Here is a 24,075-nt window from a genome sequence, read left to right on the forward strand (position 1 = left end):
GTCAGGAACAGACCAGCGATGGAAGCCGCGTTCTGCAGTGCGGAACGGGTGACCTTCACCGGGTCGGTGACACCGGCGGCCAGCAGGTCCACGTACTCGTTGGTGGCGGCGTTCAGGCCCTGACCGTCAGGCAGGGAACGAACCTTGTCGATGACCACGTCACCGGACAGGCCGGCGTTCTCGGCGATCTGCTTGATCGGCGCTTCGATGGCACGGAACACGATGGCGGCACCGGTGGCCTCGTCGCCCTCGAGCTTGACGTCCTTCTGGGCCTTGGCGGCAGCCTGGACCAGAGCGACGCCACCACCCGGCAGCAGGCCTTCCTCGATGGCGGCCTTGGCGTTACGAACCGCATCCTCGATGCGGTGCTTGCGCTCCTTGGCCTCCACCTCGGTGGCGGCACCGACCTTGATGACCGCGACGCCGCCGGCCAGCTTGGCCAGACGCTCCTGCAGCTTCTCACGATCGTAGTCGGAATCGGTGTTGGCGATCTCGCCGCGGATCTGGGCCACGCGAGCCGCCACGTCTTCCTTGGAGCCGCCACCGGAGACGATGGTCGTCTCGTCCTTGGAGACGATGACCTTCTTGGCGGTGCCCAGCACGGACATGTCGACGGAGTCGAGCTTCAGACCCAGCTCCTCGGAAACGACCTGCGCGCCGGTCAGGATGGCCATATCCTGCAGCATGGCCTTACGGCGGTCGCCGAAGCCCGGAGCCTTGACGGCGCAGGACTTGAAGGTGCCACGGATGTTGTTCAGAATCAGGGTCGGCAGCGCCTCGCCGTCGACGTCCTCGGCGATGATCAGCAGCGGCTTGCCGGTCTTCATGACCAGCTCGGCGATGTGCACGACATCCTGCTGGGAGCTCAGCTTGCTGGAGGTCAGCAGAATGTACGGATCCTCCAGAACGGCGGTCTGGTCTTCGGAGTTGGTCACGAAGTACGGGGCGATGTAGCCCTTGTCGAAGCGCATGCCCTCGGTGAAGTCGAGGTCCAGGCCGAAGCGGTTGTTGTCCTCGACGGTCACGACGCCATCCTGGCCGACCTTGTCCAGAGCCTCGGCGATCTTCTCGCCGACTTCCGGATCCGCCGCGGAGATCGTCGCGGTGGCCGCGATCTGATCCTTGGTCTCGACGTCCTTGGCGGCCGCCACGAGTTCCTTGACGATGGCGTCCGAAGCCTTTTCGATGCCGCGACGCAGAGCGATCGGGTTGGAACCCGCGGTCACGTTCTTCAGGCCTTCGTGGACCAGGGACTGAGCCAGCACGGTAGCGGTGGTGGTGCCGTCGCCCGCGACGTCATCGGTCTTCTTGGCGACTTCCTTGACCAGCTCGGCGCCGATGCGCTCGTACGGGTCGTCGAGGTCGATCTCCTTGGCGATGGAAACGCCATCGTTGGTGATGGTCGGAGCGCCGTAGGTCTTGTCCAGCACCACGTTGCGGCCCTTCGGTCCAAGGGTGACCTTGACGGTATCGGCGAGCTTGTCGAGGCCCGCGAGCATTCCCTGACGAGCTTCGTCATCATACGCAATGATCTTTGCCATTGTTTCCTCCACATATGGCTGCACAGTATTACTTCCACCCTCGCAGCGGAGCCATGACCAGCCGTCAGCTGCCGGTTATCACTCTCACTCCTCGAGTGCTAATTGGCACATTAGCACTCTCATGCCGAGAGTGCCAAACTTGGCCATGTCCTTTGCGCTGTCAGCAAGAAAGATTCCGCGCCCCGAGCCAGAAAAACGTGCAATCCCGAGAAAACGAAAGGCCCCGTCCCTTGGGTGACTTCCCAGGGAACGGGACCTTCGTCGGCAGTACGACGTTCTCAGTCCAGCAGCACCACGACGATCGGCGTCACGATGCCGTCGCTCTGCTGCACATTGGAGATGCCCAAGGTCTGGGCGACGTTCTCCGCGGTGGCCTTGTCCGTTTCGTTCTGGTACCAGACCACGGTCTGGGATGGGACGGTGCCCGTCGGGTTGCTTGCGGAAACGCTTGTGTATCCGGCCTGCGACAACACGTCGGCCTTGCTTTTCGCATATCCGGAGATGCTGGTGGCGTTCAGCACGCGAATCTGCGTGCCGTGGTTGACCGCCTGGCTTTCCGTATCCGTGCCGGTGGCGTTTCCAGCGGCGTCATCGGACGATGACGACTCGGCGTCGGAGGACGATGCGCTCTGGTCCTGCGTGTCCGTGGACGTGCCGGAGGAAGCGGAATCATTATTGGCGTCGGATTGTTTCTTTGTGGCATCCGTCGATTGCTTGTGCTTCGAGGACGTCGTGGTGGAAGAGCTTTCCTGGGAGGACCATGGCAGCTTCACATTGCTGAGCTCGCCTGAATAGATGCCCCAGAACAGCAATCCGGCCAGCATCGCCACGATGATGACGACGACGTACGGCAACGCACGGGACGCCGCGGAACGGGAACCGCGGTGCACGCCCAGCGGACCAGCCGGCGGATTGTCGAATACATCCTTGGTATAGGAGTCGTAGGTTTGCTTGTCCTTGTGAGCCATCTTTGCGTCCTCGATTCTCATGTTGCTGGTGCCCAGTGTACCGGTCACCGCAGTCAGCGCATAATATTCGACGCGACGCACACGCTCCGCCCTATCGTCCACCGGCGTCGGAACCCGTCGGTACCACCGTGCGTCGTACAGTGGGACGCATGACACAAGCTCACATCAAGCCATTGAAGGATCTGGTCGAACCCGGCTGGGCGGAAGCCCTCGCCGACGTCGAGCCCCAGATCCACATCATGGGCAATTTCCTCCGCGGAGAGCTAGCCGCGGGACGCCGGTACCTCCCGGCGAGCAAAAACATTCTGCGCGCGTTCACCATACCGTTCGACAGCATCAAGGTGCTGATCGTCGGGCAAGACCCCTATCCCACTCCGGGCCATCCCGTCGGTCTGAGCTTCTGCGTGGCTCCGGACGTCAGCCCCCTGCCCCGCAGCCTGGCGAACATCTACAAGGAGCTGACCGACGATCTCGGCGTTCCCATGCCGGCGAACGGAGACCTGACGCCATGGACCAAACAGGGCGTCATGCTGCTCAACAGATGCCTGACCGTCGAGGTCGGCAGACCCGGCAGCCATCAGAACCAAGGCTGGGAAACCGTCACCGACGCCGCGATCCGCGCGCTTAACGGCCGCCGCAATCCCGATGGGAGCCCCAAGCCATTGGTGGCGATTCTCTGGGGGCGCAAGGCGCAGACGCTGGAGCCCCTGCTCACCAACGCGGCCATCATCAAATCCCCTCATCCGAGTCCGATGTCGGCGAGGTACGGCTTCTTCGGATCCAAACCGTTCTCGCGTGCGAATCAGGCGTTGGTGGCGGCCGGCGAAAAACCAGTCGATTGGTCGCTTCCGTCAGCTTGAGTCGTTACAGTAGGGCACATGGCTTTATTCCCTCCTAAGAATTCAATACCTTCTCCAGCCTCAGTGCCCGTGCCGCCGGTTGCGCGCTCCGCGGCGCGGCCGGCCATGCAACCGGCGGCCTTGTCGGCGGAAGACATCAATCGAGCCAAGAGCCTCGGCGCCCAGATTCGCGCGAGGTTCCAACAGACCCTGGTCGGGCAGGACAATCTGCGCGAATCGCTCATCACCACGCTTGTGGCCGGCGGGCACATCCTCATCGAATCGGTGCCGGGTCTGGCCAAGACCACCGCCGCGCAGACCCTGGCCACCTCCGTCTCCGGAACATTCAAGCGCGTGCAGTGCACGCCGGACCTCATGCCTTCCGACTTGGTGGGCACCCAGGTATTCGACTTCTCGACACAGAAGTTCGCCACGCAGATCGGGCCGATCCACGCCAACTTCGTGCTGCTCGACGAAATCAACCGTTCCAACGCGAAGACCCAGTCGGCCATGCTTGAGGCGATGGCCGAGGGCGCGACCACCATCGGCGGGCAACGCATAGCGCTGCCCAAGCCGTTCATGGTCATCGCCACGCAGAACCCAATCGAAGAGGAGGGCACGTTCAACCTTCCCGAGGCGCAGATGGACCGTTTCATGATGAAGGCCGTCATGACCTATCCGAGCACCCAGGACGAGCAGCGCATGCTTGCCATGCTCACCCGTCGTGGTTCCGACACGTTCGACGCCGGCGCGGTCAACGGCGGCGTCATCTCCATCAACGACGTCGAATTCCTCCGCGCGTCGGCGCGACGAGTACATGTGTCCGATGCGATCATGCAATACGTGGTCGATATCGTGGCGACATCGCGTGGCGCGGGCAGCAAGCCGGTGCAGGGACTCTCCAGTCTCGTCCGTCTCGGCGCTTCCCCGCGAGCGTCCATCGCATTGGTCCGCATCTCGCAGGCCCACGCGTTGATGCAGGGACGCGATTATGTGATCCCCGAGGACGTGAAGGCCTTCGCCCATGAGGTGCTGCGTCACCGCGTGCTGCTGACGTTCGAGGCCCTGGCCGACGGCATCACCAGCGACCAGGTCGTGGATTCCATCGTGCAGGCGGTTCCCGTCCCATGATCGACGAAACACGTTCCGAAGACCCGATTCGCAGAAAAATCGAAGCACTCGGAACCACGTTGAGCCTGCCGACCGTGCGCAAGGCCCTTGGAGTCCTCGAAGGCGTGCACTCGTCGAACCGACGCTTCGGATCCGACGACGTCATGGATATCCGCGCCTACGAGGCCGGCGACGAGGCGAAACGCATCGATTGGAAGATCAGCGCACGACTTGGACGCCCCATGGTGGTGCAGCGGGAGCGTCCCTCGACATCGCGCGCCTGGCTTCTGATGGACGTCGGACGCGAGATGACCGGAACCTGCGTCTCCAAAGAGCGCGCATACCAGGTGGCCGCGAACGCGCTGCGCATGTTCGCCACGCTGAGCCTGCGGCGCGGGGACGAGATCTCATTGGTTTTCGGCGACGCAAAATCAATCACCCGCGTGCCGTTCAACGGCGGGCTCGCGCAGTTCGAGCGGACATTGGACGAGGCGCTGGAACGCCAATGGAACGATCCGCGCAATATCGACGCGCTGCTGGAATACGCGCGCCGCATCCGCGATCGCTCGTCGTTGATCGTTCTGGCCACCGACGAGCATGCGCTCCGCCAACGCCATCTGGACGCCATCGGCACGCTTGCGAAAACGCATCCGATGGTGCTGATCGACGTGGCCACGATCAATCCCTTCGACGAATCGCATTGCCGCAATGTGCGTGACGGCGTGGGAAACCGCCGTGTCCCGGCGTTCCTGCGGACCTCGAAGACCGCTCAGGAAGTGCGCACGCACCGTGCGTATCTCGCGGCTTCCATCAGGCACGCGCTGATCCATTGCGGTTCCACGGTGATCCGGGCCGATTCGAGCGAGCGCATGTTCCATGAATTCGTGCGCATCGTCTCCACTTCCTTGGCGCAGACCACCCGCAACCAGCTCAAAAACCCACCCACGCTTCCATTGGAGGGCAATGCATGATGATGCATTCCGCCGCACAGCAGTTCGATACGATGGACCCGATTCACTGGGAGACCGGACTCGTCATCGCAATCGTGGCCTGCGCGTCACTTGCGATCGCCATGGCCGCCTTGGTGGTCTTCCTGTCCCGTCCAAGCCATCGGCTCCCGAAAAAGAATAGCGTCGGACGTCACGGCGAACGCTCGTCGAGAACGATTTGGCATGAGCGCATCAATAGTGTCGTGGCACGCCATGCCGCAGGGGAAATCGACCGCGAGGAGGCGTTCGCGCAACTCGCCGCGATCGCACGCGAGTACGCATCGGAGATCACCGGGGCGGATGTACGCACCCAGACGTTGACCGACATCTCATCGCTGCCCCAAACCACCGGCAACGGGCAGGGGCTCGTTTTGCTCCGCCAGACCATCGGTGCCTTGTATCCGCCGGAATTCGCGGACGCGGAGCATAACCACACGGCGCGTTCGACAACCGTCGAGCAGGCCGGCGAATGGGTGTCCGCTCTCGTGGAAAGGTGGCGCTGATGCAGCTGTCGTGGCATTGGCCTTGGGCCGGACTCGCCGGAGCCGTAATCGCGCTGGCGATCATCGTCCTCATAATGCTGGTCTCCGGCATGCGGAAACGGCCGACGTCGTCCGATGCGCAGTCGTTCAGCCTGGACGACGACCTCAACACCGAATCCGCGTCGCGGCTTTTCCGTCAATGGCGCGTTCTGTCCAGAACGGCAGTTGCCGTGTTGGTAATCGCCTTGACGCTTGCCGTGGCCTTGGTGGCGCGTCCCGGTAAAGTCGATGAAGGCGAGGAACGCGCCAGCAGCCGAGACATCGTACTGTGTCTCGATGTCTCGGGGTCGACGTTGCCTTACGATCGTGAGGTAATCGACACCTACGGCAAGATGCTGGACAATTTCAAAGGCGAGCGCATCGGACTGAGCATCTTCAATTCGACGTCGCGCACCGTGTTCCCCTTGACCGACGATTACGACCTCGTCTCCCGACAGCTCAAGAAGGCCGCTTCGATACTGAAGGGCGTCGAGACCCAGGACGACATCGACAAGATGAAGGACAGCGATTACCAGGCGATCTCCGATTGGCTGGAAGGCACCCAGAACCGTAAGGAATCCACGTCGTTGATCGGTGACGGCGTGGTGAGCTGCGCGGCCATGCTGCCCGGATTCGCATACGGCAGCGCGGATGCGGGCAGCACCGCGCGCCAGCGCGCCGCCTCCATCGTGCTGGCGACGGACAATGTCGTTTCGGGCAAGCCGACGTACACCTTGAAGGAGGCTTTGGACCTGACCAGACAATCGCATATCACCGTCGACGGCCTGTTCTCCGGACCGAAGGAAAGCGAATCGGAAAAAACCACCAAGGATTTCAAATCCGAGATCGAGGCGCATGGGGGTATTTTCCTCACCCAGTCGAACGGGCGTTCCGTTTCCGAGCTGGTCAGGGAAATAGAATCGCGGCGGAACCATGAAAGCGAATCCAGCAACAAGGCCGCGATGGTCGACGCTCCCGGCTGGTGGACCTTGGCTCTGGCTCTGGCCGTCATGGTATGGCTGGCATTGGCTTGGAGGTTGAGACGATGAATGGTCTGACGTTTGCACCGGCTTTGGGATGGCCTGCCGGCATCGCCGTCGCATCGGCGATGCTTGTTCTCGGCATCACGCAGGTCGTGCTTCATGTCCGTCGGCACGCGAACAGCGACGAAACGGTCTGGGCATGTGTCCGGCGCGCGCTGCTTTGCGCGATCGTCGCCGTCATGGCGTTGACTCCCAGCATGGTATCGGAGACAAGCAGCCGAGCGGTGAACGGCACCGACGTGGTCGTCGCCGTCGACGTGACCGGTTCGATGGCCGTCGCCGACGCGCAATACGGGTCCGATACGAAGGTGAGTCGTATCGATGCGGCCAGGCAGGCGGTGAAGGACATCACCGCCCTGTATCCGAATTCAAGTTTCGCCGCGGTGCGCTTCGGCGCTTCCGGTACCTTGGATGTGCCGCTGACTCCCGATTCGCAGGCCATCGACAATTGGGCCGACACGCTCGCGCCCGAGGCCACTTCCGTATCGGCGGGCTCCACCCTGGACACACCGATCGACCAGCTGCTGCTGACCTGCAAGTCGATTCATGAACAGCACCACGATGATGCGGTCATCCTGTACCTCATCTCGGACGGCGAGCAGACCTCCGCGAAGACCCGGCGTTCGTTCTCCTCGTTGCGGCGGTACCTTTCCGACGCGTTCACGGTCGCGGTCGGCAGCGAGCAAGGCGGCAACATCCCGGTCACCGTCAACGGCACGGGCAGCAGCGATGGACAATGGGTCACCGATCCCAGCACCGGCAAGCCGGGCGTCTCCCGCATGGACGCGGCCGAAATGGCGTCCATCGCCGACGAACTCAGCGGAACCGCGCTGAAACTCGACGCGAAGAACACGATGAGCGCCGGGGCCTCCAAGGAGGCCTCCAACAAATGGCGGATCACGCAAACCGTGAAGAAACGCGTCAGGACGACTCCCGTGGTCTGGCCTTTGGCGGTGGCGGCCGCGGTGCTGCTCGCATGCGAATTGGGAGCCTGGCTGTCGCAATCAAGGAGGCTGCTGTGAGCAAAAAGTCGCTGAGGCCCCGCGCCTCATTGCCTGTCCGCATCATCCTGGGGGTGGCCGCGGTTTCGCTGCTCATCGTCGGCTCGGCCGCATTGGTGAATTTCGTGGCCCTGACCAATTACAACCAGGCGACGCAAAGCCTTCGAACCAACATCAAGGCAAGCAAGCGGACGGATGCCGATTTCAATGGCTTGTACGCCAAACAGCAACAGGTCGACGCGCAATTCCAGGAGGCCGCTTCGGCACGAATCCTGATATTGCCGGGGCTGCGTGAGGCCATCGACCACAACGGCGCGACGTCCCGCGCGTTGACCAAGTATGTGCTCGCCAAGACCAAGGCCCAAAACGGCCAGCAATCCGGAACATCCGGAACGGACGACCAGACCGTGGCCGGTCAGGACACCGCCGACGCCAAGACGAAAAGCAAAAGCGACCTCACCGAGGAACAACGCCAGAAGGTGGAGGATCTGTTGGCACAGAACACACAATCGACGCAATCCGATTCAAGCAGCTCCGCGAAGCAGAAGCAGAACGATTCGGACTCGCCCACCAAACCTTGGTAGGGTCGTTTCGCGATATGTTATCCACATGACGGCCGGCGTGTTTCCCTTGGCTTTCCAACGAAGACACGCCGGCACCGTCTTTTTTGGGCGTCCTCCGACCACAGGCCGTGGTTCCCTTCCATTATCGGGACTTCCTGTGTTCCAATAACGTCATGAACACTTTACGCACATTCGCCATTGGGAACGTCCTTGCGGACCAGACATGCCCATGCCGCCTCGTCGCACGCGCCAATCAGGCGATAATCGGCAACGCCCTGTCCGAATTGTCGAAGCGTCTCGACGAATTGGATTCGATACTCGCGTTCAGCACGCTTCCGGGATGGTCTGGCCTCGCGGCCGAAGCGTATAGGACCCAAGTAACCGACATCCACAAACAGGCATTGGCCCTGCGGGACGCCGCAGGCGGAACGTCACGCCTTCTTTGGTCAGCAGGTGAGGCATGAACTGGCAGGTTTCGGCAAGCATCAGCGGCGGCCGAAGATTCTCCGCCGCCGAATATCAGGAGTATCTCACCACGGCGCAGGCGTTGGGACGGGAATCCGCGACGCTGCGCACGATCGGAAAGTCGCTTGGCCTTCTGAACGTGCAACGTGTGATGGGCCCGCTCGCGGCATCGCTTCCGACATCGCATACCGGCACGGGTTGCTCCGCGCCGGACCATTTCGAATTCCCGCTCGATCAGATCGTGGAGCGCTGTTCCGCGCATGCCCGCATATTGAACGGCATGGCGGATGAGCTCGCCGAACTGTCCGTACTGATCATCCGCGCGCAATCGCTGTATTCGCAGGCTGACGACAGCAGCAGACGAACGATGCGCAATCTGCTGCAGACCCTGTTCATCGCCCGTCCCCTGGAATCCGCCATAGGCTTGGGACTCACTGCCGGCTATGGCTGGATCTCCGGTTCCGTCAAGGACGGCAAAATCAACCATATCCATGCGAGCGACGCGTTGAGTCCCGCGCATGAGGCCGTGCTGGGCGCGGCAGGAACCCTGTTGTCGGGCATGTCCCCGTTCAAGGGATTGCTGCGCGAGGACGAGGTCAACCGTGCGGCAACCCGTCTGTCGGAATATACGGAACCACGGAAGAACCGGATTCAGGGCAACAGGCTCACCGTGACCGAGGTGAAGGCGAAAGCCGACGTGGTAGGGGAATCGCACAGCGTCACGGAATCCATGGAGGACCTGCGCAGACTCGCAGAGGAACGACTCGGCAAAATCGACATCGGCAGCGGGCTCGATTACGCCACCGTCGCCATTTCGAAATACCGCAGATCCGACGGCTCGTATTCATGGCTCGTCACGATTCCGGGAACGGACGGCGAAGACGATTCGCCGTTCGGCTGGTCGCAGAACATCGATCTGATGAGCACGGACCCACAGCAGCGTATGCGGGCCGACAGCGCGCGCATGGTGCACAAGGCCATGCAGGAGGCCGGCATCGGCTCCGACGAGCCCGTCGCGCTTATCGGCCATTCCCAAGGCGGCATCGTCGCCGCGACGCTGGCCTCCGACCTGCAGGACGAATACGACATCGAACATGTGGTCACGGCGGGATCCCCGATCGCCAACCATCCGATTCCGGAAAAGACCTGGGTGACCAGCATCGAGATGGAGGATGAGATCGTCGCCGCGGCGGACGGCGCCGCGAACCCCGACCTCGACAACAGGCTGACGGTCCGGGGCACGGTGGAGCGCACCTCCGAGGCCGCCAAACGAATCTTCGGAGGCACTAAGGTCGCCAACGCCCCTCGGGAGAAGGAGATAACCCATTGGATCGAATACCATCAGGCCGCATACCAGAACGCCACGGATCTGGGCTCGCACGCCGTCGGCGAGCATGAGCGGCATTTCCAAAGCGTCATCGACGGCGAGCTCGAGGAGGTGACGTATTGGCAGGGGCGCATGAGCCACTGATTCCATCTTCGCGGCTTCCGGCCGTCGGACGGAAGCCGCGTCTCGTTTACGGCTGAACGTATGCTATTGGCTATGAAGCTTACTGACATCTCTCCAGCAATCGCATTGACCCCTCTTGACGGCCGCTACCACAAGCAGACGGCTCCCCTTGTCGAATATCTGAGCGAGCCCGCGTTGAACCGCGAGCGCATGCGCGTCGAAGTGGAATGGATGATTCTGCTCGCCAATGGCTTCGAAGGCAACGGCAACCAGACCATCGTTCCCGGCGTGAAGCCGCTGACCGAGGAGGAGCAGGCTTTCCTGCGTTCCATCCCCGAGGATTTCGGTGCCGAGGGCATCGCCCGGCACGCCGCCCATGAGGCCGTCACCCACCACGACGTGAAGGCCGTGGAATACTACATCGACGACCAGCTCGACAAGGCCGCGACGGTGCTGGGCCATGAGACGCAGCTGACGAACCTCAAGACCCTGGTGCATTTCGCCTGCACGTCGGAGGACATCAACAACCTGTCCATCGCGCGCTGCGTGAAAAACGGCGTCGAGAACGTCTGGCTCCCCGGGGCGCAGGCGATCGTCGACCATCTTGCGCAGAAGGCGAACGACTACCGTGACAAGGCCATGCTGTCCCTGACCCACGGCCAGCCGGCCACCCCGACCACGCTGGGCAAGGAGCTCGCGGTGTACGTGTACCGTCTGAACCGCCAGCTGAACAAGGTCAGGGCGCAGGAGTATCTGGGCAAGATCAACGGCGCCACCGGCACGTTCGGCGCGCATCTGGCGGCCTGCCCGGACGTCGATTGGATCGCGGTCTCCAAGGAGTTCGTCACCAACCGCATGGGACTGACGTGGAACCCGCTGACCACGCAGATCGAATCGCATGATTGGCAGGCCGAACTGTACGGTACGATCAGCCACACCAACCGCATCCTGCACAACCTGTGCGTCGACGTGTGGATGTACATCTCCCGTGGCGTGTTCGCGCAGGTGCCGGTCAAGGGCGCCACCGGCTCGTCCACGATGCCGCACAAGGTCAATCCGATTCGTTTCGAGAACGCCGAGGCGAATCTGGAGCTTTCGTGCTCGCTGCTGGACACGTTGTCCGCCACACTGGTCGAATCCCGTTGGCAGCGCGACCTGACGGATTCCACCACGCAGCGCAACATCGGTTCCGCTCTGGGATATTCCGTGCTGGCGCTGAACAACCTGTTGGGCGGACTGAACTCCATCCATCCGAACGACATCGCCATCCAGGCCGAGCTTGATTCCAACTGGGAGGTGCTCGGGGAGCCGATCCAGACCGCCATGCGCGCCTGCGAACTCGCCGGTCTGCCCGGCATGGACAAGCCGTACGAGAAGGTCAAGGAGCTTATGCGCGGCCACGAGATCTCCAAGGAGGCCGTCGAGCGTTTCATCGACCAGCAGTCCTTCGACGAGGCCACCGCGGCGCGTCTCAAGGCCCTGACCCCGTCCACCTATGTGGGAGCGGCCGGCAAACTCGTCGATTTCGATCGCTGATCGAATCCGCGCATAGTGGACACCACGCCTTGGGGCGGTTGCATTTCCGTGCAACCGCCCCAAGGCGTATTATCTACATCGGCGGGAACGCATATACCCGCCGTCGATTCATCCCCATACTTACGGAGCATGCCCACCGTGTCTGACGTCCACGCATCCACCGCAGCAGCGCAAACCCCGCGCATCGATGACATTCCACCGAAACGCAATCGCGATTACGCCGACCTGCTGCATGCCTTCTTCGCCTTGTTGCTCGGCGTGATCGTCATCCTGTTCTCCATCTATCTTCACGGCACGGCCTCGGGCGTGGAATCGGATGTCCGGTCCGCCAGCCATGCCATCGGCTGGCTGATGGACGTGCCGACGTCGCTGCTGCAGCAATTCGCCATCGTCTGCATCACCATGGGCGTGCTGCTGCAATTGGTGACCGCCAAGGAATGGCTGCAAAGCGTGATCTCCGCATTGGCGTTGATCCTCGGGTTCGCCGCGGTCTGGTGCACTTCGGCGATAATCAGCGCCACCGGAGGCGAGCTGCTGGTGTTGTCCATGCTGTCGAACGGCACCTCGGAGGGAGCCGGCCTGCTGCCTGATTTTTACGCGGCCATGGCGTCTTTCCTGACGGTGGCAGGCCCGCGTCGCACACGGTCCACGGTCAAATGGGGCTGGAACGTGCTGTACGCCGTGGCTGTGCTGCTTGTGGTGCTCTCGTGGAATTCCCTGACCGGCGTCATCGTCTCCTTCGTCGTGGGCCGTATCGTCGGCATGCTGATTCGTTTCGCCCTGGGCACGCAGAACAACGGCGTCTGGGGCAGACAGCTCGCGCAATCCCTGCAATCCATCGGCATCACCGTCACGGCGTTGTCGAGGAGACTCACGCCCTATGCGGATTCCGGAGTCCTTCAGACCACGCTTGACGATGACCTCATCGAGAACTCCCGCATTTACGACGTCGCCGACGACAAGGGCCGTCAATACACGGTGTCGGTGCTCGACAACCAGGTGCATGTGGCCGGCTATCTCAATCAGGTATGGCAGTGGATCCGTCTGAACGGCGTGTCCATGCGTCGCGACCGGTCATCCTTCGATTCGATTCACCATCATTACGCGATGATCCTCGGCATGGCGAATGCCGGCATGACGACGCCCGGCGTCTATGGCGTCGCGGACAGCGGCGAATCCTCGATTCTCGTGTTCCACCGGAACCGCATGCCCTTGGAGTGCAATCCGAATACCATGTCGGATCACGACATGGAATGTTTCATGCGGTATCTTTCCGAAGCGCACCGCCGCGGATTCACCCATCGGCGCATCACCCCCGACACGCTGTCCCGCATGGAAGACGGCGCTCCGGTGATCGCCGGCTGGCAAAACGGCGACTACGGCAGTTCGGCGCCGAACCCCACACTCGACAAGGTGCAGTTGCTGGCGCTGCTCAGCGCGTTGAACGGCATCGACCGCGCGCTTGCCTGCGCACGACGTACATGGGGCGACGAAAAGCTGGTCGATCTGGCCCCGTTCGTGCAAAAGGCCGCGGTCCCCGCCTCCACCCGCGCGCTGCCCGGCTGGAACAAACACCTGCTCGACGACCTGCGCACGCGCATCTCCTCCCTGGCTCCGCAGGATGCGGCCGACGCGATGGAGAAAGTGCCGCTGTCCCGGTTCAGCTTCCGTTCCTTCATCGCCATCGCCCTGCTCGTCGTCGCGGTGTATGTGGTGTTCACGCAGATCCAGCCCGCGGAAATGATCGCGGCGATACGACAGGCCAATGTGCCGATGGCCCTGATATGCGTGGCTTTGGGATTCGTCGCCTGGTTCGGTTCGGCCATGACGTTGGGCGGGTTCATGGATGCCGACAAACGCGATCCGTTCGGATTGCTGTGCTCGCAGATGGCTTCCGGCTTCACCGCGGTCTCCATGCCCGCCGGCGTCGGTCCCGCATTCGTGAATCTGCAGTTCCTGCGCAAAAGCGGTTATCGGAACACGGCCGCGACGGCGATCATGAGTGCCGTCTGGGCCGTACAAGGCGGTACCACCGTCGTTCTGCTGCTGATCATCGGCCTGTTCACAGGACGCAGCACCCTGTCGGGCATGATTCCCACCAACACGCTGATCATGGTGATCGCCATCGTCGCATTGGTGGTTTCCGCGGCCATGGTGGTTCCGCCGATACGGCATCTGATCACCGACAGGTATCTGCCGTTGGTCAAGGCATACGCGCGCAATCTCATCAATGTGCTCACCCGTCCGAAGGAGCTGGCGTTCGGCGTCGTCGGCGCGCTGGTGTTGAACATCGCGACCGGTCTCGGATTCTGGGCAGCGCTGATGGCGTTCGGATGCCATACCAATCCCATCGAGACGACGTTCATCTTCCTTCTGGCGAACACCTTGGGCTCCGCGGTGCCGACGCCGGGCGGTCTGGGCGCGGTGGAGGCGGCGCTGTCCGTCGCGTTCACCGCGGTCGGCATCCCCTCGACCATCGCGGTCTCCGCTACTCTCGTCTACAGAATCGCCTTCTACTGGCTGCGCATTCCCGTGGGAGCCGCGGCGATGAAGTGGCTTGACCGACACAATTTGATCTAGAGCGCGCCTCGTTTCCTGCCTTTTGTCCCCTTTTTATGAAAAAAGAGCTAAAAACCCTTGAAAAATGACGCTTTTCGGCATGGATTGCGCTACTATCGTAGGGAACGTGGATGTTCGTGAATCGGAATATCCCCTGATACAAGAAGGATGCTTTATGGCATACAACAAGTCTGATCTCGTCTCGAAGATCGCTCAGAAGTCCAACCTGACCAAGGCGCAGGCTGAGGCCGCTGTAAACGCTTTCCAGGACGTGTTCGTCGAGGCAATGCAGTCCGGCGAAGGTCTGAAGCTGACCGGCCTGTTCTCCGCTGAGCGCGTCAAGCGCGCCGCCCGCACCGGACGCAACCCGCGCACCGGCGAGACCATCGAAATTCCGGCGACCTACGGTGTCCGCATCTCCGCCGGCTCCCTGCTGAAGAAGGCCGTCACCAAGTAAGTTCCGCCCTTCGCGATACAAGCCCCGACTTCCATCGCATCCATCTGTCGATTGCCGTATCGGAGAATTCCGAACCGGCAATCGGCAGACGGATATACCATGGTCGCCGGGGCTTTCCCGTATTCGCCCGGAGATGTCACGCATTTGTCGATTCCCCGATGAATGATGAATATTAGACAATATGACCATATCGATGAGGATTGCCATGGCCGACCGACGCAGGGAAATCATCAACCAGCTCCACGAACTCAACATTCTGCTGCTGCACACGAAACTGAAGGCGACGCGGGCGAAACGCGCGCTGCGCGCGAATTCACGCCTGCATGGCGAGGCTTCACCGCAGGGCACGCCGTCATCACGGCAGCTCCACGAACATCATGTTTCGGCCACCAGCATGCTCGATTGTCTGACGGAGGACGAACTTTCCACCCTCAGCGAACTGCTGCGGCGTATCATCGACAACACCGACACCAAACTCCTGGATGAGGAAATCGCAGAGCGGCGAAAAGCCATCCATGAGTTCCTCACACTGAACCACACCGGCAGGAAGGTACAGGAATGAGCAGCGCACAGGAAGACAGCGACCGTCCCGACGCTTCGAAGCCGTTTCGTCTCGACAAGCGTTCGTTATTCGCTCCCAGCGCTTCCATCGCGATGGAACAGCACGCGTCCGTGCCGCACGTCTCACGCACGACGTATGGCACGGCACGGGTCGAGGGGCGACTTTCATCGCCCAACGCGCGGGTGCCTGGAATCATCGCGCAACAATGCGGCGGCATCACCGTCAAGGGACACACACTCAAATCGTTCGCGTACACCACCGACGCGGTCATCATCCGCAACACCAATGCCAACGCCATCCTTGCCGTCTATCCATTCACCGGAGAACCGGTGATCACCCAGGCACTGCTTACCGTCGCGCAGATGCCGTTGTTCGTAGGCGTGGGCGGCGGCACCACAACCGGCCCACGCGTGGCGGAACTCGCCATGGTGGCGGAGATGCAGGGCGCGGCGGGCGTGGTCATCAACGCTCCGGCACCTGCGGAAACCATCGAGACCACCATGTCGATGGTCGACATCCCCGTCATCGCCACGGTCACCGAAGACGATGAGGTCACCGAATGCAAAATCCTTGCCGGAGCGGCGATCATCAATGTCGCGGCCGGGGCACGCACGTCCCAAGTGGTGGCGAGCATCCGCGCGCACCATCCGGAAATTCCGATACTGGCCTCCGGCGGAGGTTCCGAAGAACGCATTCTCGCCACCATCAAGGCCGGCGCGGACGCCATCACATGGACGCCGCCCAGCGCTCAGCAATTGCAATCGCAGATGATGGCGAAATATCGCGGCGAGGCCTGATTCATCCGAGCCGCTGATGACGGACCTTCATGCTCCCGCCGTCGACCGGCTCGTCCGAGCTCAATGCAGCGCGTTCATCATCAGCGCGAATTGCTCGGAAGGATTCGCATCGAACGGATCGAGCATCACCGTTTCCAATCGTTGCGGACTCGTCAACGCCAATCTGGTCCAGTCACAGGAATACCGCGCGTCGCACGCCTTCGCCTTGCTGACGAACCGGCCGCGCAACGAGGCGCGCGTATCGGTGGGCGGCATGGTCCGCGCCTGTGCGACCGTCTCATCGTCGACAAGTCTTCCCATACCGCCGCGGCGACACAGCGACGGATACAAAACGCCATTGGCGACATCGTGGTAGTCCAAATCCAGCTGCTCGAACCTGCGTTCGGAAACATCACCGTGCATGCGTGCGCGCAGCGCCTCGAAAAGACGGTGCTTGCAGATCCAATCCACCTTGTCGGACAGACAGGCGACATCGCCGGAACGGAACGCATCCAGCGTCTCCCGCCACTGCCGAAGCACATCGCGCGCATCGGTGCGCGGCAATGAGCCGATTACCTCGGGATGCCCATCCACAAACGATTCCACGGCCTGCAAATACCGTTCCTGGACGGCCACGGCACCGCCACGCAACGTGGTTCCGTCGGCCATGGCGAAGGACGCGTCCACGCCGCTCAGATCGCGGCTGACCTTATGGTTCGACTCGCTGGCATCGGCGAAGGCGAAGCGCGCGAATCCGGATTCACGCCCCTCTCTCCCCGCCTGTTCGATGACGCACAGCACCAGATGCGTCGTGGCCAGTTTCATCATCGTGGCCCACTGCGAACGATTGGAGTCCCCGATGATCACATGCAGACGCCGGAACGCATCCGGATCGGCATGCGGTTCGTCCCTGGTGTTCACCATCGGACGGGAACGGGTGGTCGCCGAGGAAACGGCCTCGTCGAGGAAATCCGCACGTTGCGTGATTTGGAATCCGCCCTCCCCCATCCGTCCGGCGCCGGTGAAGATCTGGCGGGTGATGAGGAACGGCAGCAGCTCGCGTTCGATGGTCTTCAACGGCACAAAGCGCCGCACCAGATAGTTCTCATGGCATCCGAAGGAATGACCCGCGGAATCGACGTTGTTTTTGAACACATGCACCAAGGCGCCTCCGCCATGCCCGGCGCGCAATCTACGCTGGGCGTCCAAGGCGAGATCGCGCATCACCGATTCACCGGCCACGTCCAGAGCCAAGGCGTCCATGGGGTCACGCGCCTCCGCCGTGGCGTACTCGGGATGGGACCCGACATCGAGATACAGACGCGAGCCGTTTTCGATGTAGGTGTTGGTGGATCGCGATTGGGCGACTATCGGCTGGAACATCATCATGGCCGTCTGACCGGCGTCGCACGGCGAATCGGCGCCGGTCACGCTGACGCCGTATTCGGTCTCGATGCCGAATATGCGGTCGAACGAGCGCATCTCATGCACGGTATCCGCGTCAAGCGGGGCCGTGGAATGATTGCCGCTATCACGCAGCTGCGGCATCACTCGCCGCCTTTTTGCACGAAGCTGCCCACGTATTCCTCCGCGTTTTCGTTCAGCACGGATTCGATGTCATCCAGCACGGCGTCCAATGCGTCATCGTTCGTGACGGTCTGCTTCGCGGAGACGGCCGCGGCTTCGTCCGTCCGCTGCGGGGTTGCCGCGGATTGCGTCTGCTCAAATTCCTGAGGCATGATTCTCCTTTGTGAAAGTCTGCGAAAAGCGCGGAAACGCGCTGCGCCACACCTTACCCAGGTGCGGCGCGGCTCCACGGCGTTATGCCAAATACTGGCTCAGGTCGTCGGTGATCAACCCGTTGGTGGCCACCACGTCGTTCTCCTGACGCCAGTGCATGCCTTCGCCGTTCCATTGGGTCAGCCGTCCTTGGGCCTCCCAGACCACGACGGCGCCTGCGGACACGGCGGGAACGTCCCACTTATGCAGATGGGGTTCGAAATACGCGTCATACGTGCCGTCCGCGACCTTGCACAGGTCGAGGGAGGCCGGGCCCACGCGCTTGATGTCGGCGGGACGTCCCGCGATGCGCCCCACGACTTCGAGCGCGCGCCTGGATTCCTCGGGCACATGGGACATGCCATAACTCACCACCGCGCTGTCCAGCGAGGCCGTGGTCGAGGGCATGATCTTTTCGCGCTTCTCGCCCAACGGCGTCCTGCGGATGCGGATGGCGCCCGATCCGCGCACCGCGAGATAGGTCATGCGGAGCGCCGGCGCGTGCACGATCGAGAGAATGGGCTGGGCGGACCCCTGCTCGTTGAATTCGAACAGGGTGACGGTGATCGTCCATTCGGGCATGTTGCGCGCGAAATTGATCACGCCATCGATGCCGCCGACGCACCAGTACCGTTCTCCCGGATGGCATTGCTCCGGACGGGTCTGCCAGAACCCATCGAACGTCTCGATTTCGGACAGCTTGCCGCTGATGTACTGCTGCAGGCGCTTGTCGAGATCGGAGGTGAAGTGGAAATATTCCTGAGCCACTTCAAGACTCCTCAGATCACGGGGATTCGTCTGGTCGTTCAATGCGTGTTTGCCTGCATCCTGCAGGATACGGGCCACTTCGAGGGCTACTTGCCGCAATTCCATGGGTTACGTTTCCGCTTCCTCTTCGACGGCGTCGGCTCTTCCTCTCCATATACGCCGGACGCCGTTTGTGTATCCATTATCTTTGATTGGCGATTATGCAGTCGCTCTTTTGCCATGGTACGCCTGCGATGGGATTCACCGCAGCGCCTCCACCACCGCGACGGCATCGCGGGCGGCATCGAAGACCTTGCCGCAATTGGCCTCGCCGAACCGCAACGGATCGGACATATCCAACGACGTCAGGGAATTCTTTACGGTTTCCTCACCGTCCGAAGCGCCTTCGACGGTGATATGCGACCATGATGCGGCCACCACCTGCTCGGGGAACCGTTGCACCATTTCCGCGCGGAGCCACGCCCGGGTGCCCTTGGGGGCATGCTCGCACGCGTCCTCCAATTGGGCCCGCGAGACCAGGCGCTCCGTTTGCGCCGCGAGCCTGTCGAACACGGAATCGGCGGGGTCGAGCGCGGCCCATTTCAGATCGATCGCGGCCAGACGCCGGTCGGCCCAATCCGTTCCGGTCTTGCGGCGCATCTTCTCCATCAGCTGCCATTTGAGCAGCCATTCGATGCGGCCGGCCTGCCCATGCATCGTCAGACGCGCGTCGTCATCGGCGTGCCGAATCGCGGCGATGTCGGCAAGCGCCTGCCCCCACATCGCCATGATGTTGCGGGTGGAACGGTCGGGCCACGCCGGTTCGCCGGTGGTGTCCGTCCCGTATATGCCCGCGGCGGCGGCGTAGACGAGGCCGCGCAGCGTCACCTCCATCTGCCATGCGGTGGTCGTGCCGCCGTTCTCCAACGGCAGTTCGGCGTTCAGGGTCAGGTCGTGCGATACCGTATGCATGGCCGCCACAGGGTCCGCCAAGGTCACGGATTCCATCATCCGGTCGAGGTCGAGGCCGGCCTCACCGGCGTGTTCGAGCAGGAGCAGCAGCATGCTGGTGGTGCCGAGTTTCAATGCCTGCGGCACGTCCATGCGGTTGGCGTCGCCGACGATCACATGCAGCCGGCGGTATGCGTCGGTGCTGTGCGATTCGTCGCGCGTATTGATGATGGGCCTGTCGAAGGTGGTTTGCAGGCCGACCTTCATGTGGAAATAATCGGCGCGTTGGCTGAGCTGGAATCCCGCCTGTTCGCTTTTCTCGCCGATGCCGACGCGTCCGGAACCGGTGAAGATCTGCCGTGCGACGAAATGCGCCGTCATCAGGCGGGCCACCCGCATGAACGGAACGGACCGCAGCATCATGTAGTTCTCATGCGTGCCCCAACTGGCGCCTTTGCCGTCGACGTTGTTGCGATGCAATACGATTCGGTGGCCGGTCTGCTCGCTCGCCCGTTCCGCGGCGTGGCGCATGATGAGGTTTCCGGCATGGTCGTAAAGCACCGCGTCGAACGGGTCGGTGGTCTCCGGCGCGGAATATTCGGGATGCGCGTGGTCGACGTACACACGCCCGCCATTGCGCGCGATCACATTGGTGATGTTGAGCTGCGGCGCATCGGTAAGCAGGTCGGGATGCGCGGCGGCGCGCTCCAATCTGGTGCCGCGCGCATCGTTGACGGGATCCTCCTGACGGTAGTCCCAACGAATGTGCCGGGTATTCTCATCGGCCGCCGCCGCGACCACGTCGAATGACAACTGCACCGGATTGTAATGCCCCTGTCCCGGCGCGGAAACCGCGTATTCCGTTTCCGTTCCCATGACCCGTCGAACGCTCATGCTGCTCTCCCCTGCGTCATCGTTGTGTCTCCTTGTATCCTTTCCATGCCTTCCGTATGCTCCGCACGCCTACCGCGCCGGCCTGATATGCGTCACGTGGCCGTTGTCGAATCCGTTGATGCGGCTCCACTGCGCCGGATCGGCGTCAAGCACCGAATCGCGCGTCTCCTGGAATTCCTCCTCCACGGCACCGGACAGCAGTCCGACGTCGATCGCCGCCGGATGACCGTTTTCGATGGAGATCTTCACCGCACGGGTTTTGGCCCGGTCCACGATGTTCTTCAGCACCGCGCCCGACACCAGGTCGGCCATATGCACCGGATGCCACCGGTTTTGTTCGTCGCAAACGTCGCAAACATGACGATGTTCGTCCATCGAGTAGATGTCGTTCACCAGCACGTCGGTGAGGGCTTTGGCGTCCACGCCTTGGGCCAGTGGCAGGTCGTCGGTCAGGTAGTGCCGGATGATCTGCCCCGCCTGTTCGGCCTTTGGCCGGTCGATCCGGATCTTCACGTCGAGACGTCCCGGACGCAATACCGCGGGATCGATCATGTCGATGCGGTTCGACGCGCCGATCACCATCACGTTGTCCAAGGATTCCACGCCATCGAGTTCGGCGAGGAACTGCGGGACGATGGTGGTCTCCATATCGGACGACACGCCCGTTCCCCGCGTGCGCAGCAGCGAATCCATCTCGTCGATGAACACGATGACGGGTTTGCCGTCCGCGGCGCGTTCCCTGGCGCGCTTGAAGATCATGCGGATCAGGCGCTCCGACTCGCCGACGAATTTGTTGAGCAGTTCCGGCCCCTTCACGGAAAGGAACACGCCCTTGCCGTCGGCGGTCCCTTCGGAAAGCGCGTTCGCCACCGCCTTGGCGATCAGCGTCTTGCCGTTACCCGGAGGGCCATACAGCAGCACGCCCTTGGGTGGGTTCAAATCGTATCTTCTGAACAGGTCGCGGTGCTGGAAAGGCATCTGGACCGCGTCGCGGATGCGATCGATCTGCCTGTCAAGACCGCCGATATCGCCGAAGGTGACGTCGGGTATCTCCTCCAACACCATGTCGCCGTCGTTCTCCGCGGGAACCGGTGCCAAGGCGAACCGCATGGACGCGTCGACGGTGACGCGATCACCGACATTGAGGTTTTCCCGTTCCATCGTTCCCGCGCGGCGAACCACCGCGGCGTTCCCGCCGCCATCCGTGACGAGCAGCCGCCCATCTTCGAGAATCTGCTTTACCGTGCGTACCATGCCCAATGTGTCGGTGTCGGCCTGCCTCACGACGACCATGTTCTCGTTGAGCAGCACCGTTCGCCCCGGTTCGAGCCGCGAGGCCTGCAGATTGGCCGCGACCGGCACGATCATGCGTCGGTTTCCGGAAACCACTTCGGCGCTGGCGTGCTGCACCTGCTGCTCGTCGGTGGTGGACGAATACACGCGCACCATGGTGGCGAAGGTCATCGGAGGTCCGGCGAGCTGGTTCAATTGGGCCTTCGCCTTGGTCAGCTCCTTCGTGGCGCGGGTCAGCGCCTTCGCCAAGGCATGGTTCTTCGCCATCAGACGGTCATTGGCCTCGGCCAGGGATTGCAGCGTCTCCTCTTGGTTTCCCAATTTCAGACCTCTCTTTCGACACGCTTAGCGCCCATCGTACCCATTGTCCTAATGCTTTCCGACAATCGAAACCATGCTGAATCAAGAATCATCGAACGCCGCGCCGACGCTTTCCCGCCCCGGACTGCTGGTCATGGACGTGGATTCCACGTTGATCGACGAAGAGGTCATCGACGAATTGGGAGCCGCTGCGGGCATCGGGGAACGCATCGCCTCGGTGACCGCGCGCGCCATGAACGGCGAGTTGGATTTCCGCGAGGCGCTGAGGGCCCGCGTCGCGTTGCTGGAGGGCATGCCCACGTCGGTTTTCGATGAGGTATACCATCGCGTGCATTTCACCAATGGCGCGCTTGCGCTGATCGACGAGCTTCACGGGCACGGGTGGAAGGTCGGCGTGGTCTCCGGCGGATTCCATGAGGTCGTGGACCGTCTGGCAGAGGACGCGCATCTTGATTATTGGATCGCGAACCGTCTCGAATCCGCGGATGGTCGGTTGACGGGCCGGGTGCTCGGAGACATCGTCACGAAAACCGTCAAACTGGATTCCCTGCGTGCATGGTCGGAACGTATGGGCGTTCCGATGGCGCAGACCATCGCGGTCGGCGACGGCGCGAACGATCTGCCGATGATTCACGCCGCGGGCCTTGGCGTGGCGTTTTGCGCCAAGCCAAGGGTGCGGGAGGAGGCTCCGCATTGTCTGGACGAGCGTGATCTGCGCAAGGTTCTCGATTACCTGCAGTAGGCGTTGTCGAGACGCGCGCCGCGCGCCCAGTCGGCGGCACGCATGGCCTTCTTGCCCTGGGCTTTGACTTCAATCAGTTCCAATGGCTCGGTGGCCGTGCCGACCCACACGTTCCGCTTGCCCGCGACGATGCGCCCGGCCTCGAGACCCTGCGGCGTCTTGGGGTTGCCCATATCCGCCGGCTGCGCGTGCAGCACATGCAGAGTAGCCGGTTCGGCGCCCTCATGGGCATGCAGCTCGCACCAGGCTCCCGGGTTCGGCGTGCAGGCTCGAATCTGACGGTCCGCGGCGAACGCGGGCACATCGAAGCGGATGCGCGCGTCCTCGACCGTGATCTTCTGCGCCACTTCGTACGCTCCGGCCGGCTGCGCCACAGGCACGATCTCACCTTCGGCCATTCCCTGCAACGCGGCCGCCAGCAACCGTGAACCGTCTTGCGCGAGCCTGCCGAGCAGTTCGCCGGCCGTCTCGTGGGCTCCGATTTCCGTTGTGGACTGGGCCAGCACCGGGCCAGCGTCCATCGCACGGACGATGCGGAACACCGTGGCTCCCGTCACCTTGTCGCCGGCCCAGATGGCACGCTGCACGGGAGCCGCGCCACGCCACTGCGGCAACAGCGAGAAATGCAGGTTGTACCAGCCCATCGGTACCGCGTCAAGCACATCCTGCTTGAGAATCTTCCCATAGGCCACCACGGCGGCGGCCTGCGCTCCGGTGGCCGCGAGTTCCGCGACGAAGGTCTCCTCGCCCGGATCGGATTCGATCACCGGCAGACCCAGTTCGAGCGCCGCGCGCTTGACCGGATTCGCCACCAGCCTGCGTCCACGTCCGGTAGGCGCGTCGGGACGCGTGAGCACTGCGACGACCTCGAAATGCTCGGTATCCTCGGCGAGCGTCCTCAACGATGGCACCGCGATGTCGGGGGTGCCTGCGAACAGAATTTTCAGCACGAAATGAATCTCCTTGTC

22 protein-coding genes are annotated in these 24,075 nt (G+C 62.4%); 14 read left to right on the plus strand and 8 right to left on the minus strand.

What is annotated here, in order from left to right; genetic code table 11:
• Together groL and B3C64_RS08050 are read right to left on the minus strand one after the other, a co-directional pair.
• The coding region (groL, locus tag B3C64_RS08045) for a chaperonin GroEL (RefSeq protein ID WP_291534959.1) at window positions 1-1,541 on the minus strand (1,541 nt) is incomplete at its 3' end.
• Window positions 1,542-1,819: 278 nt separating this feature from the next.
• Window positions 1,820-2,509, minus strand: a complete 690-nt coding sequence (locus B3C64_RS08050; protein WP_291534988.1) for a LytR C-terminal domain-containing protein — start codon at window positions 2,507-2,509, stop codon at window positions 1,820-1,822.
• Window positions 2,510-2,658: 149 nt separating this feature from the next.
• Here B3C64_RS08050 and B3C64_RS08055 point away from each other — a divergent pair, with 149 nt between their 5' ends.
• The 13 genes from B3C64_RS08055 to B3C64_RS08115 all read left to right on the plus strand — a co-directional run bounded on the left by B3C64_RS08055 (window position 2,659) and on the right by B3C64_RS08115 (window position 16,401).
• Window positions 2,659-3,369: a uracil-DNA glycosylase gene (locus B3C64_RS08055; RefSeq protein WP_291534960.1), complete on the plus strand. Its 711-nt coding sequence runs from the start codon at window positions 2,659-2,661 to the stop codon at window positions 3,367-3,369.
• Between the two features lie 18 nt (window positions 3,370-3,387).
• Window positions 3,388-4,479 carry an AAA family ATPase gene (locus B3C64_RS08060; protein ID WP_291534961.1) on the plus strand — a complete coding sequence of 364 codons (1,092 nt, stop codon included), beginning with the start codon at window positions 3,388-3,390 and terminating at the stop codon, window positions 4,477-4,479.
• The gene (locus tag B3C64_RS08065; protein WP_291534962.1) at window positions 4,476-5,429 is read left to right on the plus strand and encodes a DUF58 domain-containing protein; all 954 of its coding nucleotides are present in this window, start codon (window positions 4,476-4,478) and stop codon (window positions 5,427-5,429) included. The genes B3C64_RS08060 and B3C64_RS08065 overlap by 4 nt, the downstream gene beginning before the upstream one ends.
• Window positions 5,426-5,950 (plus strand): hypothetical protein, encoded by a 525-nt coding sequence (locus B3C64_RS08070; protein ID WP_291534963.1) that lies wholly within the window; start codon window positions 5,426-5,428, stop codon window positions 5,948-5,950. The genes B3C64_RS08065 and B3C64_RS08070 overlap by 4 nt, the downstream gene beginning before the upstream one ends.
• On the plus strand, window positions 5,950-7,017 hold the full coding sequence (locus tag B3C64_RS08075; protein ID WP_291534964.1) for a VWA domain-containing protein: 1,068 nt from the start codon (window positions 5,950-5,952) through the stop codon (window positions 7,015-7,017). Before B3C64_RS08070 ends, B3C64_RS08075 begins: the two co-directional genes overlap by 1 nt.
• Window positions 7,014-8,033, plus strand: coding sequence for a vWA domain-containing protein (locus tag B3C64_RS08080; protein ID WP_291534989.1), 1,020 nt, complete (start codon window positions 7,014-7,016; stop codon window positions 8,031-8,033). The genes B3C64_RS08075 and B3C64_RS08080 overlap by 4 nt, the downstream gene beginning before the upstream one ends.
• Window positions 8,030-8,596 (plus strand): DUF6466 family protein, encoded by a 567-nt coding sequence (locus B3C64_RS08085; RefSeq protein WP_291534965.1) that lies wholly within the window; start codon window positions 8,030-8,032, stop codon window positions 8,594-8,596. The genes B3C64_RS08080 and B3C64_RS08085 overlap by 4 nt, the downstream gene beginning before the upstream one ends.
• A gap of 439 nt (window positions 8,597-9,035) precedes the next feature.
• Window positions 9,036-10,511 (plus strand): alpha/beta fold hydrolase, encoded by a 1,476-nt coding sequence (locus tag B3C64_RS08090; RefSeq protein ID WP_291534966.1) that lies wholly within the window; start codon window positions 9,036-9,038, stop codon window positions 10,509-10,511.
• Window positions 10,512-10,583: 72 nt separating this feature from the next.
• The gene (purB, locus tag B3C64_RS08095; protein ID WP_291534967.1) at window positions 10,584-12,026 is read left to right on the plus strand and encodes an adenylosuccinate lyase; all 1,443 of its coding nucleotides are present in this window, start codon (window positions 10,584-10,586) and stop codon (window positions 12,024-12,026) included.
• Between the two features lie 129 nt (window positions 12,027-12,155).
• Window positions 12,156-14,606: a lysylphosphatidylglycerol synthase transmembrane domain-containing protein gene (locus B3C64_RS08100; RefSeq protein ID WP_414632188.1), complete on the plus strand. Its 2,451-nt coding sequence runs from the start codon at window positions 12,156-12,158 to the stop codon at window positions 14,604-14,606.
• 154 nt (window positions 14,607-14,760) lie between these two features.
• Entirely contained in the window at window positions 14,761-15,042 is a 282-nt protein-coding gene (locus B3C64_RS08105) for an HU family DNA-binding protein (RefSeq protein ID WP_003808664.1), read from the plus strand.
• Window positions 15,043-15,247: 205 nt separating this feature from the next.
• Window positions 15,248-15,604, plus strand: a complete 357-nt coding sequence (locus B3C64_RS08110) for a MarR family transcriptional regulator (protein ID WP_298047793.1) — start codon at window positions 15,248-15,250, stop codon at window positions 15,602-15,604.
• A complete protein-coding gene (locus B3C64_RS08115; protein ID WP_291534970.1) occupies window positions 15,601-16,401 on the plus strand; it encodes a dioxygenase in 801 nt (266 codons plus the stop codon). The genes B3C64_RS08110 and B3C64_RS08115 overlap by 4 nt, the downstream gene beginning before the upstream one ends.
• 60 nt (window positions 16,402-16,461) lie before the next feature.
• Here B3C64_RS08115 and pafA read toward each other — a convergent pair whose 3' ends face one another.
• From pafA to arc, 5 genes are all read right to left on the minus strand, one after another.
• Window positions 16,462-17,928 carry a Pup--protein ligase gene (pafA, locus tag B3C64_RS08120; protein ID WP_291534971.1) on the minus strand — a complete coding sequence of 489 codons (1,467 nt, stop codon included), beginning with the start codon at window positions 17,926-17,928 and terminating at the stop codon, window positions 16,462-16,464.
• Entirely contained in the window at window positions 17,928-18,119 is a 192-nt protein-coding gene (locus tag B3C64_RS08125) for a ubiquitin-like protein Pup (protein ID WP_291534972.1), read from the minus strand. Before B3C64_RS08125 ends, pafA begins: the two co-directional genes overlap by 1 nt.
• 82 nt (window positions 18,120-18,201) lie before the next feature.
• On the minus strand, window positions 18,202-19,032 hold the full coding sequence (locus B3C64_RS08130) for an inositol monophosphatase family protein (RefSeq protein WP_291534973.1): 831 nt from the start codon (window positions 19,030-19,032) through the stop codon (window positions 18,202-18,204).
• 135 nt (window positions 19,033-19,167) lie between these two features.
• Window positions 19,168-20,751 carry a depupylase/deamidase Dop gene (dop, locus tag B3C64_RS08135; protein WP_291534975.1) on the minus strand — a complete coding sequence of 528 codons (1,584 nt, stop codon included), beginning with the start codon at window positions 20,749-20,751 and terminating at the stop codon, window positions 19,168-19,170.
• 69 nt (window positions 20,752-20,820) lie between these two features.
• Window positions 20,821-22,365, minus strand: coding sequence for a proteasome ATPase (gene arc / locus B3C64_RS08140; RefSeq protein WP_291534976.1), 1,545 nt, complete (start codon window positions 22,363-22,365; stop codon window positions 20,821-20,823).
• A gap of 73 nt (window positions 22,366-22,438) precedes the next feature.
• On the opposite strand from arc, the gene serB reads away from it, so the two are divergent.
• Entirely contained in the window at window positions 22,439-23,107 is a 669-nt protein-coding gene (gene serB / locus B3C64_RS08145) for a phosphoserine phosphatase SerB (RefSeq protein WP_291534977.1), read from the plus strand.
• On the opposite strand, the gene fmt is transcribed toward serB, so the two are convergent.
• On the minus strand, window positions 23,095-24,057 hold the full coding sequence (gene fmt / locus B3C64_RS08150; RefSeq protein ID WP_291534978.1) for a methionyl-tRNA formyltransferase: 963 nt from the start codon (window positions 24,055-24,057) through the stop codon (window positions 23,095-23,097). The genes serB and fmt overlap by 13 nt on opposite strands.
• Window positions 24,058-24,075 lie beyond the last annotated feature (18 nt).

This window comes from Bifidobacterium sp. UBA6881 (assembly GCA_002451435.1).
In the GTDB taxonomy this organism is placed as follows: domain Bacteria; phylum Actinomycetota; class Actinomycetes; order Actinomycetales; family Bifidobacteriaceae; genus Bifidobacterium.

Bases quoted from the DNA above. Each gene is read 5' to 3' on its own strand.
- B3C64_RS08130 (WP_291534973.1), bottom strand. From the start codon at position 19,032: ATGGAATTGCGGCAAGTAGCCCTCGAAGTGGCCCGTATCCTGCAGGAT.
- B3C64_RS08100 (WP_414632188.1), top strand. From the start codon at position 12,156: ATGCCCACCGTGTCTGACGTCCACGCATCCACCGCAGCAGCGCAAACC.
- B3C64_RS08125 (WP_291534972.1), bottom strand. From the start codon at position 18,119: ATGCCTCAGGAATTTGAGCAGACGCAATCCGCGGCAACCCCGCAGCGG.
- B3C64_RS08070 (WP_291534963.1), top strand. From the start codon at position 5,426: ATGATGATGCATTCCGCCGCACAGCAGTTCGATACGATGGACCCGATT.
- B3C64_RS08050 (WP_291534988.1), bottom strand. From the start codon at position 2,509: ATGGCTCACAAGGACAAGCAAACCTACGACTCCTATACCAAGGATGTA.
- B3C64_RS08110 (WP_298047793.1), top strand. From the start codon at position 15,248: ATGGCCGACCGACGCAGGGAAATCATCAACCAGCTCCACGAACTCAAC.
- B3C64_RS08055 (WP_291534960.1), top strand. From the start codon at position 2,659: ATGACACAAGCTCACATCAAGCCATTGAAGGATCTGGTCGAACCCGGC.
- B3C64_RS08115 (WP_291534970.1), top strand. From the start codon at position 15,601: ATGAGCAGCGCACAGGAAGACAGCGACCGTCCCGACGCTTCGAAGCCG.
- B3C64_RS08080 (WP_291534989.1), top strand. From the start codon at position 7,014: ATGAATGGTCTGACGTTTGCACCGGCTTTGGGATGGCCTGCCGGCATC.
- purB (WP_291534967.1), top strand. From the start codon at position 10,584: ATGAAGCTTACTGACATCTCTCCAGCAATCGCATTGACCCCTCTTGAC.
- dop (WP_291534975.1), bottom strand. From the start codon at position 20,751: ATGAGCGTTCGACGGGTCATGGGAACGGAAACGGAATACGCGGTTTCC.
- B3C64_RS08075 (WP_291534964.1), top strand. From the start codon at position 5,950: ATGCAGCTGTCGTGGCATTGGCCTTGGGCCGGACTCGCCGGAGCCGTA.
- pafA (WP_291534971.1), bottom strand. From the start codon at position 17,928: ATGCCGCAGCTGCGTGATAGCGGCAATCATTCCACGGCCCCGCTTGAC.
- B3C64_RS08060 (WP_291534961.1), top strand. From the start codon at position 3,388: ATGGCTTTATTCCCTCCTAAGAATTCAATACCTTCTCCAGCCTCAGTG.
- B3C64_RS08090 (WP_291534966.1), top strand. From the start codon at position 9,036: ATGAACTGGCAGGTTTCGGCAAGCATCAGCGGCGGCCGAAGATTCTCC.
- B3C64_RS08105 (WP_003808664.1), top strand. From the start codon at position 14,761: ATGGCATACAACAAGTCTGATCTCGTCTCGAAGATCGCTCAGAAGTCC.
- B3C64_RS08065 (WP_291534962.1), top strand. From the start codon at position 4,476: ATGATCGACGAAACACGTTCCGAAGACCCGATTCGCAGAAAAATCGAA.
- serB (WP_291534977.1), top strand. From the start codon at position 22,439: ATGCTGAATCAAGAATCATCGAACGCCGCGCCGACGCTTTCCCGCCCC.